Source organism: Ruegeria sp. E8 (genome assembly GCF_056533985.1).
Genome location: NZ_JBQFOY010000021.1, coordinates 61623 through 79507, shown reverse-complemented (window position 1 = coordinate 79507; position 17885 = coordinate 61623). Strand labels below are relative to the sequence as shown.

The 17885-nt window shown below is 54.9% G+C and carries 17 protein-coding genes; 11 read left to right on the top strand and 6 right to left on the bottom strand.

Annotated features, from left to right (window positions below):
• The 8 genes from ACR0LF_RS20380 to ACR0LF_RS20345 form a co-directional block, all read left to right on the top strand.
• On the top strand, positions 1–668 hold a 668-nt coding region (locus ACR0LF_RS20380; RefSeq protein WP_480581896.1), incomplete at its 5' end, for an NAD(P)(+) transhydrogenase (Re/Si-specific) subunit beta.
• 30 nt (positions 669–698) lie between these two features.
• Positions 699–1988, top strand: a complete 1290-nt coding sequence (locus ACR0LF_RS20375; RefSeq protein WP_480581894.1) for an amidohydrolase family protein — start codon at positions 699–701, stop codon at positions 1986–1988.
• A gap of 174 nt (positions 1989–2162) precedes the next feature.
• Entirely contained in the window at positions 2163–3155 is a 993-nt protein-coding gene (locus ACR0LF_RS20370; protein ID WP_480581891.1) for a BMP family protein, read from the top strand.
• Between the two features lie 91 nt (positions 3156–3246).
• Entirely contained in the window at positions 3247–4764 is a 1518-nt protein-coding gene (locus ACR0LF_RS20365; RefSeq protein ID WP_480581888.1) for an ABC transporter ATP-binding protein, read from the top strand.
• The gene (locus tag ACR0LF_RS20360) at positions 4764–5813 is read left to right on the top strand and encodes an ABC transporter permease (RefSeq protein WP_480581886.1); all 1050 of its coding nucleotides are present in this window, start codon (positions 4764–4766) and stop codon (positions 5811–5813) included. Before ACR0LF_RS20365 ends, ACR0LF_RS20360 begins: the two co-directional genes overlap by 1 nt.
• On the top strand, positions 5810–6754 hold the full coding sequence (locus tag ACR0LF_RS20355) for an ABC transporter permease (RefSeq protein ID WP_480581883.1): 945 nt from the start codon (positions 5810–5812) through the stop codon (positions 6752–6754). The genes ACR0LF_RS20360 and ACR0LF_RS20355 overlap by 4 nt, the downstream gene beginning before the upstream one ends.
• A gap of 92 nt (positions 6755–6846) precedes the next feature.
• Entirely contained in the window at positions 6847–7155 is a 309-nt protein-coding gene (locus tag ACR0LF_RS20350) for a solute carrier family 23 protein (RefSeq protein ID WP_480581880.1), read from the top strand.
• Between the two features lie 62 nt (positions 7156–7217).
• Complete coding sequence (locus tag ACR0LF_RS20345) at positions 7218–7397, top strand: hypothetical protein (protein ID WP_480581877.1); 180 nt, start codon at positions 7218–7220, stop codon at positions 7395–7397.
• 86 nt (positions 7398–7483) lie between these two features.
• Here the strand turns inward: ACR0LF_RS20345 and ACR0LF_RS20340 are convergent, their stop codons facing one another.
• A complete protein-coding gene (locus ACR0LF_RS20340) occupies positions 7484–8053 on the bottom strand; it encodes a cupin domain-containing protein (protein WP_480581874.1) in 570 nt (189 codons plus the stop codon).
• Positions 8054–8199: 146 nt separating this feature from the next.
• On the opposite strand from ACR0LF_RS20340, the gene aptA reads away from it, so the two are divergent.
• From aptA to ald, 3 genes are read left to right on the top strand one after another with little or no spacing between them, the layout of a single operon-like run.
• Positions 8200–9522: an omega-aminotransferase AptA gene (gene aptA, locus ACR0LF_RS20335; protein ID WP_480581904.1), complete on the top strand. Its 1323-nt coding sequence runs from the start codon at positions 8200–8202 to the stop codon at positions 9520–9522.
• 17 nt (positions 9523–9539) lie between these two features.
• Complete coding sequence (locus ACR0LF_RS20330; protein ID WP_480581871.1) at positions 9540–11051, top strand: CoA-acylating methylmalonate-semialdehyde dehydrogenase; 1512 nt, start codon at positions 9540–9542, stop codon at positions 11049–11051.
• A 25-nt stretch (positions 11052–11076) separates the two neighbouring features.
• A complete protein-coding gene (gene ald, locus ACR0LF_RS20325) occupies positions 11077–12192 on the top strand; it encodes an alanine dehydrogenase (RefSeq protein ID WP_480581868.1) in 1116 nt (371 codons plus the stop codon).
• 474 nt (positions 12193–12666) lie between these two features.
• Here the strand turns inward: ald and ACR0LF_RS20320 are convergent, their stop codons facing one another.
• The 5 genes from ACR0LF_RS20320 to ACR0LF_RS20300 form a co-directional block, all read right to left on the bottom strand.
• Entirely contained in the window at positions 12667–13158 is a 492-nt protein-coding gene (locus tag ACR0LF_RS20320; RefSeq protein WP_480856458.1) for a hypothetical protein, read from the bottom strand.
• A gap of 702 nt (positions 13159–13860) precedes the next feature.
• Positions 13861–15249, bottom strand: a complete 1389-nt coding sequence (locus tag ACR0LF_RS20315) for a sulfatase-like hydrolase/transferase (protein ID WP_480581863.1) — start codon at positions 15247–15249, stop codon at positions 13861–13863.
• A complete protein-coding gene (locus ACR0LF_RS20310; RefSeq protein WP_480581860.1) occupies positions 15242–16171 on the bottom strand; it encodes a dihydrodipicolinate synthase family protein in 930 nt (309 codons plus the stop codon). Before ACR0LF_RS20310 ends, ACR0LF_RS20315 begins: the two co-directional genes overlap by 8 nt.
• Positions 16172–16183: 12 nt before the next feature.
• Positions 16184–16870 carry an FCD domain-containing protein gene (locus ACR0LF_RS20305; RefSeq protein WP_170744073.1) on the bottom strand — a complete coding sequence of 229 codons (687 nt, stop codon included), beginning with the start codon at positions 16868–16870 and terminating at the stop codon, positions 16184–16186.
• Between the two features lie 28 nt (positions 16871–16898).
• Positions 16899–17789, bottom strand: a complete 891-nt coding sequence (locus ACR0LF_RS20300) for an N-acetylneuraminate lyase (protein WP_480581857.1) — start codon at positions 17787–17789, stop codon at positions 16899–16901.
• Positions 17790–17885 lie beyond the last annotated feature (96 nt).

Sequence of the window (17885 nt, the reverse complement as noted above, 5' to 3'; positions counted from 1 at the left end):
TGCTGATCGTGGTCGGTGCGCTGGTCGGCTCGTCCGGTGCGATCCTGTCCTACATCATGTGTAAGGCGATGAACCGTCACTTTGTCAGTGTAATTCTTGGCGGCTTTGGCGGCCCGCAGGGCGAGCAAATGGCCGTTGAAGGCGAGCAGATCGCCATCGAGGCCGACGGCGTTGCAGCGGCGCTGAACGATGCCGACAGCATTGTCATCATCCCGGGCTACGGTATGGCCGTTGCGCAGGCGCAGCAGTCGGTCAGCGAACTGGTCCGCAAGCTGCGCGCCAAGGGCAAGAATGTGCGCTTTGCCATTCACCCCGTTGCGGGTCGTCTGCCGGGCCACATGAACGTTCTGTTGGCCGAAGCGAAGGTGCCCTATGACATCGTGCTGGAAATGGACGAGATCAACGAGGACTTCCCGGATACGGATGTGGCCATCGTCATCGGTTCGAACGACATCGTGAACCCTGCGGCGCAGGAAGACCCCAACAGCCCCATCGCCGGTATGCCGGTTCTGGAATGCTGGAAGGCCAAGCAGGTCTTTGTGTCCAAGCGTGGCCAAGGTACCGGATACTCGGGCATCGAAAACCCGCTGTTCTTCAAGGAAAACACCCGCATGTTCTATGGCGACGCCAAGGCATCATTGGACAAACTGCTGCCGATGATCGACTGATATCTCTCAAAACAGATTGGAGAACAGGACATGACATTTGACTTAATAGTGCGAAACGCGACATTGCCAGATGGTCGTAGTGGAATGGACATTGCATGCATTAATGACCGCATTGAAGCCGTGGATGTTGGCATTACGAAGGAAGCGGGTAAGGTCATAGATGCTGGTGGAATGCTCGTATCGCCACCGTTTGTCGATTCCCATTTCCATTTGGATGCAACGTTGTCGCTTGGGCAACCAAGAATGAACACTTCGGGAACCTTGCTTGAAGGGATCGCACTTTGGAGCGAGTTGAAACCGATCCAGACCGTGGACGAGATCATTGAACGCGCTTTGCGGTATTGCGATCTCGCAGTCAGTCAGGGGTTGCTTGCAATCCGTTCTCACGTTGATGTAAGCGATGCTGATCTTAAGACCGTCGACGCCCTGCTGCAGGTTCGCGACCATGTAAAAGACTATATCGATCTGCAGTTGGTGGCTTTCCCGCAGGACGGTGTATTTCGAGCCGAAGGTGCTGAAAACAACTTGGTGCGGGCGCTTGACATGGGTGTCGATGTCGTTGGTGGGATTCCCCATTTTGAACGTAATATGTCCGATGGAGCGCGATCGGTGACCTGGTTGTGCGAACTGGCTGCCGAGCGCGGATTACAGGTCGACATGCATTGCGATGAATCTGATGACCCAATGTCCCGTCATGTCGAAACACTGGCGTTTGAGACTAATCGGTTGGGCCTACACGGTCGTGTTGCAGGATCCCACCTTACGTCAATGCACTCAATGGACAACTACTTTGTCTCTAAGTTGATACCGCTAATGGCCGAGGCCGGCGTTCAGGCAATTGCAAATCCCTTGATCAATATAATGTTGCAGGGTCGACACGATACATATCCCAAGCGTCGTGGGCAAACTAGGGTTAAGGAACTGCGAGATGCGGGGATTGCCGTCGCATTCGGTTCTGACTGCGTAATGGATCCTTGGTATTCACTTGGATCGGCCGACATGCTCGACGTAGCATCAATGGGATTGCATGTCGGCCAGTTATCCTCTCGGGAAGACATGCGCTGGTGCTTCGATGCGATCACTGAAATCCCTGCACGCATATTGGGGCTCCAGGGATATGGCATTGCTAAAGGGAATTACGCTGATTTGGTCTTACTGCAGGCGTACGATCCAATAGAAGCTGTTCGCCTCAAACCGAACCGCCTCGCAGTCATTCGCCGTGGCAAAGTGATTTCTGAAACTCCACCGAGAGTCTCAACTCTAGGACTTGAAGGTAGACCGTTGGAGCTGGATCCAGCGAGTTACCAACCGAATTCCTGAATACTCGGACAATCTTTAGAAAGAATAATGCAGGTATGTGGAAATAAATTGACCAAGAGGTAAAAATTATCTAATTTTACCAAATGGTCAAAATTAGAAATTGAGAGGTTTCTAAAGACGAAGGAATGAGGGGTCGTGGGGCTCCTTCAAAACGATCGACGGAGGAGGAAGATCATGAAAATCGAAAAGAAACTGACCAGGAGAAATGTTCTGAAAGCAGGGACTGCTGTCGGATTAGCTTCGGTATTGCCAGCGCCGATGGTCTTGGGCGCGACGCCAATAAAAGTAGCTGGTGTTCACGCGTCTCCGGTAGAAAATGCCTGGAATTCGCGGCTTCACGTCGCAATGCTTGAAGCCGCCGAGCGGGGTGAAATCGAGTACATTTTCTCGGAGGGCATAGCCGGAACCGATTACTCAAGAGCGCTTCGCGAGTTTGCTGAACAGGGCGCTCAAGTGATTGTCGGAGAAGCTTACGCGGTAGAACGCGAAGCCCGACAAGTTGCAGGCGATTACCCTGAGACAACATTCCTGATGGGATCCAGCGGCAAACCCGAGGGCGACAATTTCGGGACCTTCGGCACCTGGAACCACGAAGCAGCGTTTCTTTGCGGCATGCTGGCCGCAAATATGAGCGAAACCGGCGTCTTCGGCGCTGTAGGCGCGATCCCGATCCCGGAAGTCAATATGCTGATTAACGGGTTCCGTCAGGGCGTCGACTCCGTTCGCCCGGATTCAACACATCTGATCAACTTCATCGGAACTTTCTTCGATCCACCGAAGGCGCGAGAAGCAGGGCTTGCGCAGATTGATTCAGGCGCTGACATTCTTTTTGGCGAACGAATTGGCACAGCTGATGCAGCAAAAGAGCGGGGAATTCGAGCCATCGGCTCGTTGACTGATTATTCTGAACGCTATCCCGACACCGTATTTGCAAACGCGATCTGGAACTTCGGCCCGATCCTTGCCGCAGCGCTGGCGGACAGAACAGCCGGAAACTCTAATGGTCAGGAATACACACGCTTCGGATTGATGAAGGAAGGCGGAAACGACATTGCCTTCGTCGAGTCGATGGTTCCAGCAGATGCAATCGGGCCGATGGAAGAAATTCGTGCCGCCATCAAGGCTGGCGAATTCGAAGTTGAAATCGACTTTAGCGATCCGACTTGAGCCATCCGTCGATTGCCCCGGCGGGTAATGGCGAAAACCTTTACCCGCCGAAGAAAATCGAAAATTCAGCACCCGTCCTGGAGACGTTGTTATGTCTGAACCTGTAGTTCTGCATTTGGATTCGATAACCAAACGTTTCGGATCATTTGCGGCAAACGACAATATTTCAATCAAACTACATCGGGGTGAAGTCATTGCTTTGCTCGGCGAAAACGGTGCAGGAAAAACGACACTTATGAACATTCTCTTCGGGCATTACGTGCCGGATGAGGGTGAAGTCTATATAGACGGGAAGAATATTCCGCACGGAAAGCCGAAAGAGGCAATCAACGCTGGCGTTGGGATGGTCCACCAGCATTTTTCCCTGGCCAAGAACTTGACCGTTCTCGAGAACGTTATGACCGGCACCGAGCCGATGTCCAAGTTCAAGTCCGAGACCGGAAAGGGTAAGAACAGGCTCAAGACGCTGGAGGAGAAGTTTGGCCTTGTCGTTGACCCCGATGCACGCGTTGGCGACCTTTCGGTGGGCGAACAGCAGCGCGTTGAAATTCTGAAAGCGCTTTACAACAATGCACGCATTCTCATTCTGGACGAACCCACAGGAGTTCTGACGCAGCAGGAAGCCGAGGGTTTGTTTGATACTTTACGCTCGATGGCTGCAGACGGGCTTTCGATCATTTTCATCTCACATAAGCTAAATGAAGTTATGAACGGTGCGGATCGCGTCGTAGTACTGCGTGCAGGGAAAGTGACCGCTGAGAGAAAGACGTCGGAAACGACCAAGGAAGAACTCGCCGAATTGATGGTCGGCCGCAAGGTCGAACGGCCCGTTCGCGAAGAGGCGACTCCCGGCGATGTCATTGTGCGCGCAAACGATGTCGGCCTGCGCGTCGGGGCAATCGCGCGTCTGAAGGACATTAACTTTGAAATTCGCGCAGGGGAGACGCTTGGAATTATCGGTGTGTCCGGAAATGGACAGGCTGCCCTATGTGATCTCGTCGCCGGTGTTGTCCATCCTGATAACGGCTCGCTCGAGATAGACGGTCAGCAGGTCAACCAACTGACTCCTCGTGATCTGAGCAATATGGACGTCGGTCGGACTCCAGAGGATCGGAATACCCAGGGCGCGGTCGGAGAATTAACGCTTTGGGAAAATGCAGTTCTGGAACGTATCGATGATCCAAGGTTTTCAAATCGCGGATTCCTAAACAAACCTGCGGGGCGGGCCTATTGTCAGGATTTGATCGACCGGTTCGATGTCAGAGGCGGCACGCCGAACAGCCAAATCAGCCTGTTGTCCGGCGGCAATATGCAAAAATTGATCCTGGGCCGCAGCCTGTCGAAGCGTCCGGTGTTTTTGCTGGCCGCGCAACCAACCCGCGGGCTGGATGAAGGCGCGATCGCCGCAATTCACGAGGATATTCTTGACGCCCGGAGGGGCGGTACAGCGGTGCTTTTGGTAAGTGAAGACTTGGAAGAGGTTGTCTCGCTATCTGATCGGATAATGGCGATCCACGGAGGCAGGCTTTCACCCGCGGTGAATGCAAAGGATGTGGATTCGCGTCAGCTCGGATTGATGATGGCAGGCGAGTGGCGAGGACTAAGCTGATGCGCATAGAAAAACGAGAACACCAGTCCAAGGCACTTGTCATCACCGCTCCACTTCTGGCGGTCGTTGCATCGCTGGCGATGGCAGGTGTGCTGATCGCTTTGGCGGGCGCACCGGTCTTTCAGGCATACCACACAATCTTTGTCGGCGCTTTCGGATCGAAATTCGCAATAACCGAGACGTTGACACGGGCAACACCTCTGATCGTCACCGGGCTTGCCGCAGCAGTGGCATTCCGTGCACGGATCTGGAACATCGGTGCGGAAGGGCAGTTTTACATGGGCGCGCTTTTGGCGACTGTGTTTGGATTCCAAAATTTCCTTGGGCTGCCAAGCATCGCCTTGATCCCTTTACTGATCCTGGCGGGTGCGTTTGCCGGTATGATCATGCTTGTCATTCCGCTGAGCCTTCGGCTGCGGTTCGGTGTGGACGAGGTTGTGACAACGCTGCTGTTGAACTTTGTGGTTCTGTTGTTTGTGTCAATGATGCTGGATGGCCCAATGAAAGACCCTCTAGCCTTTGGTTGGCCGCAGTCGGTTCCGGTTGTAGACGAAGGGTTGCTGCCAAAAATCGTTGAACGCTCACGTCTCCACTTTGGCTTGATAATTGCATTGGTTGCTGCGGTTTTTGTTTACATTCTGAATTCATATACCGTGTTTGGTTTGGAATCGAAGGCGGCTGGATTCAACTCTGTCGCGGCAAAATTCGCCGGTGTTCCATTCCAAAAAACCCTGATCAAGGTGGCTTGCCTTTCGGGTGGATTGGCCGGGGTCGCGGGTGCTGTCGAGGTTCTGGGCGTGAAAGGGCAGGTGTCTAATGATCTGTCAGCGTCCTTTGGCTACGCTGGCATTGTCGTTGCTATGTTGGCCAGTCTGAATCCAATCGGCGTTATCTTTGCCGCCATCTTTACTGCAATGATGTTTGTGGGATCTGAGAGCATGAGCCGGACATTCGGCATCCCCAGCTTCATCGCAGATGTTGTCGTGTCGTTATCACTTTTGACGATGCTGGTCGCAATCTTCCTCTCCAACTATAGGATCCGCAGATGACCGATATCATTGAGATCTTCTTCACCGTCGGACTCTGGGCTTCAGTTCTGCGGATCGCGACGCCTCTGATTTTCGGGACTCTTGGCGCTTTGCTCTGCGAACGTGCGGGGGTTCTTAACCTGGGAATCGAAGGGATAATGACATTTGGTGCCATGATTGGTTGGCTAACAGTATTTCAAGGCGCAAACCTTTGGGTTGGCCTTATGGCAGCGGCTTTGTGCGGGGGGCTTTTCGGTCTATTGCACGCCGGGCTGACAGTGACATTGGGCTTGTCTCAGCACGTTACGGGTCTGGGGATCACGCTGTTTGCCTCGAGCTTCAGCTACTACATCTTCCGTATTGCGATCCCGGCGCAGGATACACCGCCGACTGTGGAACCATTCCAGTCGCTGGACATTCCGGTGCTGTCGGATCTGTCGTTTATAGGCCCCGCGTTTTTCAGCCAAACCGCACCAACTTACCTTGCGATCATAGTCGCGATTGGCATGGCATATATGCTGGCCAAGACACCGCTTGGTTTGGCGGTAAGGATAACCGGTGAGAACCCACATGCCGCCGAAGCGCAGGGTGTAGACCCAATACGCGTACGTTACGGGGCCGTGATCGCTGGCAGTGCATTGATGGCAATCGGCGGTGCGTTCCTGACGTTGGCGGCATTCAACAGCTTCTTCCCGACAATGATGCAGGGTCGTGGCTGGATCTGTATCGCGCTGGTTGTTTTCTCGTCTTGGAAGCCGGGGCGGGCAATCCTTGGAGCAATTCTGTTCGCGCTTTTTGAGGCCTATCAGTTGCGATTGCAGAGTGTTCTCGGTCAGGCTGTACCGTATCAAGTCTTCCTTATGATGCCTTATCTGCTATCGATATTGGCGCTCGTAATAATGTCGCGTAGCGCGCGTGTGCCTCAGGCGCTGATGCAACCCTATCGGAAGGGCGAGCGCTAGAGACTTGTCCAAGACAAAATTTAAATCCCTGCCATGGCGAAATTTGGTCATGGCTGGTGGGCTCCGATTGGTTCGCAGATCCAGCATTTGTTGTGCTGGAAATCAATGTCTCGGCTACAATCTTCATCCTGCCAGTTGCTATTGCGCCAGGAACGGAACACTTTGGCGATATCATGTCGATAAGTGCTGTGACGAAGAAGGATTACCTGAAAGAATCAGGTATCCCGAACACTATGCTATGTGACGATTTGTCAACGACAGTCGCAGATTTGCTGGGCGGGCCCCCAAACACCACTTACTCGCAGATGACCGATGCCGTGGCGCTAACTCGCGCGTTCAATCCCGCGATCAAGACGTGGGTGGCCATCTTTGCGATTGCCCTGTCATTTTGGGGAAACTGAGTGGTGCGTCGGCGACGATTCTTATGCTGGACATGGTGTGTAGTCTGATATTGATGTTCAGCATGGTAACAATCGTCGATTTGAAAGTACCTTTGAAAGTCGCAAGTGAACTGCATGTACCACGCAAAATGGTGATCGTTTCAGTGGATCTGGTTATTGGAGAAGGAGGATTGTCAATTCTATTCGGCGCCGGGTTCACGCTTTCTAGTATTGGTTTGGCAGGGGTCGCAGGTGTTATTTGAATTTCCTGTTGCCGAATGGACCTAAAGGAGAAACGCTGAGCGGACAAACGCAAACGTTTACCCACGCATAAAAGGTCACTGCACCTTTAAAACGTTGGAGGAGTACAGGCAGATACGACTTCGCAGACTTCGGTACCGATGTTTCTGAACCGATGTGGTTGTTCGCTGTTGAAGTAATACGCGTCCCCTGGTTCCAGGATGAATACATCCTCAGCAACTGTGACTTCGAGCTTACCACGAATGATTACTCCGCATTCCTCGCCCTCGTGCGATAGAAGGGATCGGCCTGATGCTTTTCCAGGCCCATAGAACTCGTGCAACATCTGAATTCGCCGTCCTGGTCGTTTTGCGGCCAGCAGAAGGTACTTTAGTCCTGGCGTTCCAATATCCAGATGACTCTCCTTTGGGTAGAGCCTGCTTTTTTTCTCTTCCAGTTCGAAGCTAAAGAACGTGGCGAGGTCCATCGGGATGCCATCCAGTATCTTTTTCAGAACCGCCACTGAAGGCTGCGTGGACATCGATTCAATCGAGGAAATTGTACCACTTCCGACCCCTGCACGCCGCGCTAGTTCCCGTTGGGAAAGGTCGCGCGATTTGCGAACAACCCGCAGTCGGCGGGCTACCAGTTCGTCTTGGTGAGCTTGATTTTTCTTCATATGATTTGCCGCTTTAGATCGAAAGCATTGTGCCAGTATTTTTGAATGAAATCAACGATAGTTGGAAGATAATAAATCGGGATTGTTTTTCTTTTCAAGCGGTATCACACCATAGTTCAACACGCCGACACTCTGGAGTCACTTCGATGAACAGACAACTCAACACAAATGACATGAGCAGTTTCTGGATGCCCTTCACGGCCAACCGAGACTTCCAGAAAGACCCGCGTATGGTCGCCAGTGCTGATGGTATGTATTACACAAGCACTGATGGCCGCCAGATCATGGATGCAACGGCTGGTTTGTGGTGCGTGAATGCCGGTCACAATTCGCCTCTGATTGTTGAAGCTGTTCAGCGTCAGGTTGCAACCCTTGATTATGCACCTGGGTTTAATTTCGCGCATCCGCAGTCGTTCGAGTTAACATCAAAACTGGTTGCGATGTTTCCCGAAGGGCTGAACCATGTTTTCCTGACAAGTTCGGGCTCGGAATCCGTCGATACCGCTTTGAAGATTGCGTTGCACTACCACCGGATGCGTGGTGACGGCGCGCGCACACGACTGATCGGGCGCGAGCGCGGATATCATGGAACGGGATTTGGTGGAATCTCGGTTGGCGGCATGGTCAAGAACCGGATGTATTTTGGTACGTTGTTATCCGGTGTCGATCACCTTCGTCATACGCATGATCCTGCGCGTAATGCGTTTACCAAAGGCTGCCCTGAGCACGGTATTGAATACGCCGACGATCTGCTACGCATCTGCGAGCTTCACGACCCTTCGACTATTGCCGCTGTAATCGTAGAACCGATGGCAGGTTCAACCGGCGTACTCCTACCACCAGTGGGTTATTTACAGCGCCTTCGAGAAATCTGCGATCGTTTTGGCATATTGCTCATTTTCGACGAGGTTATCACCGCGTACGGCCGTTTGGGCACCGCAAGCGCATCTGAATTCTTTGACGTTACACCCGACATCGTCACCACCGCAAAAGGTCTGTCCAACGGCGTCATTCCGATGGGTGCAGTCCTAGTCAGCGACAAAATCTACGATTCTGCGATGGAAAACGCAGATGCGCCCATCGAACTATTCCATGGCTACACCTATTCGGCGCATCCGATTGGTGTTGCTGCGGCGTTGGCAACACTTGAAACCTATGAACAGAATGACCTGTTCAATCGTGCTAAAGCACTGTCGCCAATTTGGGAACAGGGATTGCACAGCCTCAAAGGCCTTCCGAACGTGGTAGACATCCGCAACCTTGGACTCGTCGGTGCGATTGAGTTGTCTCCGCGTGAAGGCGCGCCAGGAGCTCGTGCGTTTGAGGCGATGAAAAAAGCCTGGGCTGAAGGTCTGATGATCCGCGTGACCGCCGATACCATAGCGCTGTCTCCCCCGCTCATCATTTCAGAAGCCGAAGTCGAAACGCTGTTCAGCAAGCTCGCAGACATTCTGCGTACCCTCAATTGAATATCCGGAGAAGTACAATGAAAGATCAATCCAACATTGCAACCATTGGTCATTACGTTAATGGCCAAATCACTGCTCCATCCGGTGAGAATACCCAGCCGGTTTTCAATCCCGCAACCGGTGTGCAAACCGGTGCGGTATCGCTGGCGACTCTACAGACTGTCGACGACGCAGTGGCCGCTGCCAAAGCCGCGTTCCCGAAGTGGTCAAACACACCGCCAATCCGCCGCGCCCGCCTTATGAACAACTTTCTGGCCCTGGTACGCGAGCATAAGGACGATCTGGCGCGCGCCATCACGGTTGAGCATGGCAAGGTGTTCACCGACGCCCAAGGCGAAGTTGAGCGTGGCATTGATATCATCGAGTTTGCCTGCGGCATTCCGCAACTCCTCAAGGGCGATTACACGGAGCAGGTCTCCACTGGCATGGACAATTGGACAACGCGTCAGGCGTTGGGCGTTGTCGCCGGGATCACTCCGTTCAACTTCCCGGTGATGGTGCCGATGTGGATGTTCCCGATCGCCATCGCCGCTGGCAATACCTTTATCCTGAAGCCGTCACCGACCGATCCGTCCGCTGCGCTGCTATACGCCGATCTGATGCAGAAGGCCGGTTTCCCTGACGGTGTGTTCAACGTCGTACAAGGTGACAAGTTCGCCGTCGACGCGCTGTTGGAGAACGACGACGTCAAGGCCGTGTCCTTTGTCGGCTCGACCCCGATTGCGAACTACATCTATGAAGTTGGCGCGCGGCATGGCAAACGGGTTCAGGCCCTGGGTGGCGCAAAGAACCACATGCTGGTGATGCCCGATGCGGACATGAACAAGGCCGCCGACGCCTTGATTGGCGCGGCCTTTGGCTCGGCGGGCGAACGCTGCATGGCGATCTCGGTAGCTCTGCTGGTTGGTGATGCTGCCGATAAATTAATGCCGGTCCTAAAAGAGCGCGCCGAAACTCTGAAGGTCAAGAATGGCCTTGAGCTGGACGCCGAGATGGGTCCTATCGTCACCGCCGCCGCGCGTGACCGCATCAAAGGGTACATCGACTCTGGCATCGAAGAAGGTGCGGACCTGTTGGTCGACGGTCGCGACTATACCGTCGAAGGGCATGAAGAAGGGTTTTTCCTGGGCGGTACCCTGTTCGACAACGTCACCCCCGACATGAAGATCTACAAGGAAGAGATCTTCGGCCCGGTCCTGTCCTGCGTCCGCGTCTCGAACTTTGCTGAAGGCCTGCAACTGATCAACGACCACGAGTTCGGCAATGGTGTGTCGCTGTTCACCCGTGACGGCAACGTCGCGCGTGAATTCGGCAAGCAGGTTCAGGTCGGCATGGTCGGCGTCAATGTTCCGATCCCGGTTCCGATGGCCTGGCACGGTTTTGGCGGCTGGAAGAAGAGCCTTTTCGGCGACATGCACGCCTATGGCGAGGAGGGTGTGCGTTTCTACACCAAGCAGAAATCCATCATGCAGCGCTGGCCTGAAAGTATCTCGGAAGGTGCCGAGTTCGCCATGCCAACCGCAAAATGATCATCCGTTCCAAGGAGTGAAGAATATGTTCATTGGTGTTCCCAAGGAAATCAAGAACCACGAGTACCGTGTTGGCCTGACCCCTGAAAGCGTCGCCGAACTGGTTTCTCATGGTCACAACGTCATCGTCGAGACCAACGCCGGCACAGGCATTGGGGCTGATGATGATGCCTATCGTGCCGCTGGCGCGGAGATTGCCGAAACCGCAGCGGATATCTTTGCCAATGCGGAGATGATTGTGAAGGTAAAGGAACCTCAGGCCGTGGAACGCGCTATGCTGCGCGAAGGTCAAATCCTCTATACCTATCTGCATCTGGCCCCCGACCCGGAACAGACCAAAGATTTGGTCGACTCGGGCGCTGTATGCATCGCTTACGAGACAGTCACCGACGATAATGGCGGTCTGCCCCTGCTGAAACCGATGAGCCAGGTGGCCGGTCGCATGTCAATCCAGGCCGGTGCCAGCGCTTTGGAGAAAGCTAAAGGCGGTCTGGGCGTATTGCTGGGCGGTGTGCCCGGCGTGAAGCCCGGCAAAGTTGTGGTCGTCGGTGGCGGTGTTGTTGGGTTCAATGCGGCCCAGATGGCTGTTGGCTTGCACGCCGACGTGACCATTTTGGACCGCAATCCGGCAGTTCTTGAGAAGCTGGAGAACCATTTCGAGGCGTCCGCCAAGGTTGTCTATTCGACCAAAGCCGCATTGGAGGCAGAAATCACCAATTCCGATCTGGTTGTCGGCGCGGTTCTGATCCCCGGTGCTGCTGCACCCAAGCTGGTCACACGCGAACTGATCTCAAAAATGAAACCCGGTGCGGTCGTCGTGGACGTGGCGATTGACCAGGGCGGCTGCTTTGAAACGTCCAAAGCTACCACTCACGCAGAGCCCACCTATGTTGTCGACGATGTGGTTCATTACTGCGTCGCCAATATGCCGGGCGCAGTCGCCCGAACGTCGACCTATGCACTGAACAACGTCACGCTGCCGCACGCTGTCGCAATCGCGAACAACGGTTGGAAAGAGGCTCTGCGCTCAAATGGCCATCTTTCAAATGGCCTCAACGTTGCTAGTGGTCAGATCACCTATGAGGCAGTTGCGCAAGATCTCGGCTACGAGTTCTTCCCGTCAGCTAAGGTTCTAGCGTAGGTCATTCGGATAAGGTTTGGTTCACAAATCAAAGATGAAAGGCAATTTCTGCTCCCCAACTGAGGCGCCTTCGGGTGCCTGTTTTTTGAACAGGCCGATTGTTCCAATTATGTGAGCCAAGTATAGGAAGACAAGGATCCCGGAAGAAGTTACGCTTGATCCCGAGATGGATGGTAGCCTTCGAGCGGTTCTATACATATGCCGTCTTTCAAACACAAAACTTCGCGTACCTCCAGCGCTCAATCCTAAGCGTTCCTTAATGCCAAATTGCGAAAACGTGGATGATGTAGACTCAAATAAAATTTCTGTTATTAGTTTTTTGTTCAGGCCCCGGATCAGCCATTCAACGTGCCAAATTGGGCGAATCCCAATCCGATCTATCGCGGCTACCAGTTCCGACAAACAAAGAACCCAACAATGTGAAATTTCCGCAATAATTCTGCAATCTGTGTGAGCGCTTCAAAATCCTGCAGATCAACCTTTTGGTCGGAACGGCTGTACCAGCGACTTGGGGAAGTCCAGCGCCATTACCTGCCGGTTTTGCGGGATGATGACCAGTACAATAATCGTCGCCAGATAGTGTAGGGCCGACAGCACTTCAGATGGGATGGCCAAGGCAATCCAGACGCAGCCAGCAGTCATGTTTTCGACCCAGGGTGGTGTATAGACAAGCAACAGGTACGCCACGCCAAACATAACCTCCAGATTGCGGATGCGAATGACATGAAACCCGATTGCATGCGCCGTAACCGGGCTTTCACCGATGGCACGCAGGGTCAGACCAGTCTTGGTGCAATAGAGGAACCAGCTGACCGCACCGAACATGACGAACGAGAAATAGACCAGCGGATCGTACTGAAAGAACATCTCGCCAATCACCGGCAAATTGGACAGGCAGGGGACGTGAATGGGCTTGATCGCGTCCACTGGCGTGCTGCCGAAGCCGCGACCGGTGAAAGCCGACACGCCCATCCCGAAGATGGCAAGTGCCAGATCCGCAGCATAACTGCCGTTTGATGTCTGTTTCTAAACGATTGCTTTGCATGCTTGGCGATTGCAGCGGGAAGCACCACATCCGCACAAGAAACGTGTGGCGCACCCAACTCAAGAGATTTAAGATATCGGTTGGAAAGCATAGAACCGGTTGTGCAAACGCTACCGCGATCTCATCCGGACGGGCAAACTGCAGCCGCGTGTGCTGGCAGCTATCGCGCGGGAACTTGCCGGGTTCATCTTGGGCATCGCTCGGAGAATCCCGCTTACCGCCTGAACGACCGACCAGCCTGCCTGTGCCGCACACTGGAGATCTGTGCCGCACACTGGAGATGGCGGCCAATGATGGGGAAATCCTCGGCGCTCGTTGGGACAGATATCCGTACTTAGAGAGAGGCAATCCCACGTCGTATTAAGAAAAGCGGTAACCAATCCGCAGATGAGAGCATGACAACACTCGGTTCGGCCCACCGTCTCCAGCGCCTGTACAGGCTACAGACTTTGACCATTCCGCGCCAGCGGGATAGTCTATTCGTTTCGGGAAAACCAAAAACGATCATAAGAGAGTGTCATTTCGCCTCGTACCGCAATGGACCCCCACATGGCACACTCGCCGCGCAATTCCATTCCGCGGCGAGTGAACGGACGCCAAGTTAGGGCGTCATTCTCGGTCGTTCAGATCTGTCTGGCCGCATCATCCGCGAGTGGATCCTGCAGTTCGACCATCATGCGAACCAGTTCGGAATGAAGATCCCCGATCTTGTCCAGCCAATCAGGTTCGCCGCTTAGGTTCGACCGCTCATATGGGTCCGCATTCAGTTCGAACAATTCTGTCACATTGTCCCGGTGCCAGATGTATTTAACCTTCCCGATCTCGATGCTGCGCCAGGGCTGGGTTTGCATCCAGTCACCCAGCGGGCGGTGAAGGGCGAACATGGGGCGGATTGCTGACGGTTCTGCTCCGCCGGTCAGGGCGCTCGACAGATCCTCACCACGCCATTCTGGCTGCGCGGGTAGGCCGCAGAGCGATGCGAGCGTTGGCGCCACATCGATCAGGCTGACCGGCGCGTCAGAGCGAAGGCCTCTGGCATTCCGGCCCGGCACCCGGAAGATCATCGGAATGCGGATCGATTCCTCATAGGCAACCATCTTGTGCCAGAGCCCATGCGCGCCAAGGTTTTCACCGTGGTCCGACAGATAGACGATGATGGTGTCTTCCATCAGGTTCTGTTCCTCCAACTCGGCCAGAATGCGGCCCAGCTGATCGTCGATCAGCGAGGTGAAACCCCAATAGACTGCATAGCTTTTGCGCCATGCCTCGAAATCGGTGCCGTGATCCAGAAACAGTTGCCGATAATAGCTGGAGCGGTTCACTTCGGGCTCGCCGTCCTGCGGCCCGAAATTTGGCGGTTCGACTACGTCCGCTGGGTCGTACATCGAATAATAGGGCTCGGGGATCACAAATGGCGGATGTGGGCCGTTGAATGAACAGACCTGGAAAAAGGGCCGCGAGCGGTCGCGGGTGCGCAGGTGTTCGATGGCGAAATCCGCGATATAGGCATCGTTCGTGGTCTCGGGCGGCATGTCGAGCGGAAATGCGAGAGGCGTCGACATGGACGGCTGCCTGTGGGTTCGGGCGCGTGGGTCGTTGAACGTCCAGCCGTCAACCAACCCCTTTTCGGTGCACCAGTCCGAATATTCTTGGGTACTGTCGCCATCATCGCGGTCGGTGAATTTGCCAATATTGTCGTGGCCCAGATGCCATTTCCCGGCATAATTCACCTGATAGCCGCCCTCGCGGAACAGGTCGAGCATCTGGCACTGGGTCAGTGCACTTGTGGCATTGTCCAGCATGTCGTTTTCGTGCGGATAAAGCCCGGTGAACAATGCCGCGCGCGATGGTAGGCATAACGGGCAGGGCGTCATGGCGCGATCAAAGCTGATACCTTCGCTGGCCAGCTTGTCCATATTGGGCGTACGGCAGGGGGTTTCTCCCCGAAAGCCCAGGGTCGTGGGGGTTTGTTGGTCGGACATAACCAGCAAAACATTGGGTCGATCAGTCATTCATGGGTTCCATGAATTCGGGGATGTGGCGGCGCGCGGCAGAGATGATGCGCTGGACCTCTTCGATTGATGCGCCCTCGTGCGGCCACAGCAATTGCGGATCAATACGGGCCCAGCCGCCCGCAGCCGCCATCGCCTTGTCGCATCCGAAACCGGGCAGGCCCCGGTTCAGAAGGGGTAAGATCGCCTCGGCCATGAATTCCGCGATCCGGTTTTCGAGTGACAGGGCTTGCGCTTTGGGCATTTGCGCCCAACGCACCGCTGCAGACGGGGACAGGCAGGCCATGTTCGAATAGCTGCCATGCGCCCCCTGCGCTGTGCCGCTGGCGTAGTGATGGCCGGGGATGAATACCGAAAGCCGTTCAAACACGGGCGCCATTGCACTGTACCATCGGGTATCTCCACCGCCGCATTTCAACCCGACCAACGATGGGGTGGATTTGGCCAGCGCAAGAAGCTCATCCGGTTGCAGCACGGTTTTTGCATGAGGCGGGTTGTAGAGAACCAGCGGATAGCCGTCGGCCGCTTCAGCGATCTTGTTCAGGAACCGTTGGACGCTGCCGAAATCCAGCGGGGTCCAATCGGGCAGTGTTACCTGAATCGCAATTGGATCAAGCGTTGTTGCAAAGGCTGTGCGGGCAAGGCTGCCTTGCGCCAGCGGGTGCGTGGCACCGATCTGTAAGGGCAGACCATGCTTGCGCGCGGCCTCGGCAAACCGAACCGAGATTTCCCTGAACTGGGTTTCGGTCAAGCTGTGGACCTCGGACGCGGTGCCGCCTGAATAGACACCATCACACCCGGCTGCGGCATAGGCAGCGACCTGTTCATCGATGGCGGAAAGGTCGGGCGATCCGTCCTTGCTCAACCTGCACAGGATTGTGGCCCAAACGCCTTTGATATTTTCTGGACTGCCATGTACCACAAATCAACCTGTCTACAGCGCATCACGCCGTGTCTGAAGGTGAACGCGCAGCGCGTCGGCGGCGGCCGCAGGGTCGCGAGCCCGAACGGCGTCGACAATCGCCTCGTGCTGGGCAATGACGCGCTTGTTGATGAGGTCAAGCTCGGGGCCGGTTTCGGGGTTGTAGAGACCCCAGTCGATCAGTGCGCCATGCAGCGCGTTTGCCACCGAATTCTGCTGGGTTGCCATCAGGCAGGAATGAAACGCCTTGTCCGCATCCCGGAAGGCCTTTGATTTACCGATGGCCTGACGGCACGCTTCCAATGCCTCTTCCAATGCAGCCAGTTCATCCGCGTCGCACTGGCGGGCCGCTTCCATCGCTGCGGCGGTTTCCAGCATCACCCTGAGGTCGTAAAACTCGGACCGGCGCGAGGCGTCGGGCAGCATGGCCTGTACCATGTCGCTGATGGCATCCATAGCCCCTTGCGGCGTGGGCTCCAGAACCACCGGAGCGATGCCGCGTTTCAGCCGCACGAACCCTTTGCGTTCCAACATCAACAGCGCCTCTTTGATCGAGGGGCGGCCTACGTCGAACATCTCCATCAGCGCGCGTTCGGAAGGCAGTTTGCTGCCCGGAGCGTATTCACCTGATTTGATGGCATTCAGGATGGCTTCCTCGATCTGCTCGCTCAGTCGAATACGTCCAAGGGTAGTGTCCATGCTGGCTCCTGTGAGCTGTTTCGGGTGATTACGCTGCCTTATCGGATAAATGCAGTTCCGCAGCCATGTCCAGCACCTTGCGGGACTCAGCCGAAAGACTGCCAAACGGGCGGCGGCAAGGACCCATCGGAATGCCCTGCGCCGTCAGCAGGTATTTCAGCGAGGGCAGTACGCCTGCGGCAACGATCGCATCAATCAGTTCGTTGGATTCGGACTGCAGTTGCCGCGCTTCTTCGTTGCGGCCTGCGGCATGTGCTGCGGCCATCGCTTGAATACGCCCGGGCTGCAAATTGTAAGTCGATCCGATGCCGCCATCGGCCCCAAGCGACAGTCCGCCAAGCAGGGTCTCGTCGAACCCGTGATACAGAATAGAATCGGGCTTACGCCGACGCAGCTGTTCCAGCGCATAAAGATCGCCGCAGGTGTTTTTGACACCGACGATGCCGGGCAGATCCAGAAGGCGCACAAGTTCGTCCGACGACCATTTGACCCCCGACAGGCCGGGGAAGTTGTAGATTACGAAGGGCAGGTCGCTCTGACCTGCCAGCCATTCATAATGCGCGGCGATTTCATCGAATTTGTACTGGTAATAGAAGGGTGGAACCGCCGAAATGGCATGATAGCCCAGATCAGCGGCCAGACGGGCCAGCCGGGCCGAGACCGCCGGGTTGGGATCGCCCACATGCGCCATCATCGTGCCACGACCGTCGGCGGTTTCGATCACCAGTCTCAGCAGGGTTTCACGTTCTTCCACTGTCATCAGGAAGGCTTCGCCGGTGCTGCCGCCCACATAAAGCCCCTTCAGCCCGGCGTTGAGATTCCGGGCGACTAGATCCCCCAAAGGTGTGGGCGCAATCTGCTCTCCGTTATCAGTGAAAGGGGTTGGAATTGCAGAGAAAAATCCGCCAAGATTGGTCATGATAATCGTATCATCCTGTTTTTGCACTTATTATTATAAAGTGGCATGACATGTTGACAACATGCTATGCTGAAATGTAGCATCCGTCAACACAGA

Excerpts from the sequence above, each read along its gene's own strand:
- ACR0LF_RS20375 (WP_480581894.1), top strand. The coding sequence starts at position 699 with ATGACATTTGACTTAATAGTGCGAAACGCGACATTGCCAGATGGTCGT.
- ACR0LF_RS20355 (WP_480581883.1), top strand. The coding sequence starts at position 5,810 with ATGACCGATATCATTGAGATCTTCTTCACCGTCGGACTCTGGGCTTCA.
- ACR0LF_RS20305 (WP_170744073.1), bottom strand. The coding sequence starts at position 16,870 with ATGGACACTACCCTTGGACGTATTCGACTGAGCGAGCAGATCGAGGAA.
- aptA (WP_480581904.1), top strand. The coding sequence starts at position 8,200 with ATGAACAGACAACTCAACACAAATGACATGAGCAGTTTCTGGATGCCC.
- ACR0LF_RS20360 (WP_480581886.1), top strand. The coding sequence starts at position 4,764 with ATGCGCATAGAAAAACGAGAACACCAGTCCAAGGCACTTGTCATCACC.
- ACR0LF_RS20340 (WP_480581874.1), bottom strand. The coding sequence starts at position 8,053 with ATGAAGAAAAATCAAGCTCACCAAGACGAACTGGTAGCCCGCCGACTG.
- ACR0LF_RS20330 (WP_480581871.1), top strand. The coding sequence starts at position 9,540 with ATGAAAGATCAATCCAACATTGCAACCATTGGTCATTACGTTAATGGC.
- ACR0LF_RS20315 (WP_480581863.1), bottom strand. The coding sequence starts at position 15,249 with ATGACTGATCGACCCAATGTTTTGCTGGTTATGTCCGACCAACAAACC.
- ACR0LF_RS20370 (WP_480581891.1), top strand. The coding sequence starts at position 2,163 with ATGAAAATCGAAAAGAAACTGACCAGGAGAAATGTTCTGAAAGCAGGG.
- ACR0LF_RS20345 (WP_480581877.1), top strand. The coding sequence starts at position 7,218 with ATGGTAACAATCGTCGATTTGAAAGTACCTTTGAAAGTCGCAAGTGAA.
- ACR0LF_RS20300 (WP_480581857.1), bottom strand. The coding sequence starts at position 17,789 with ATGACCAATCTTGGCGGATTTTTCTCTGCAATTCCAACCCCTTTCACT.
- ACR0LF_RS20365 (WP_480581888.1), top strand. The coding sequence starts at position 3,247 with ATGTCTGAACCTGTAGTTCTGCATTTGGATTCGATAACCAAACGTTTC.
- ald (WP_480581868.1), top strand. The coding sequence starts at position 11,077 with ATGTTCATTGGTGTTCCCAAGGAAATCAAGAACCACGAGTACCGTGTT.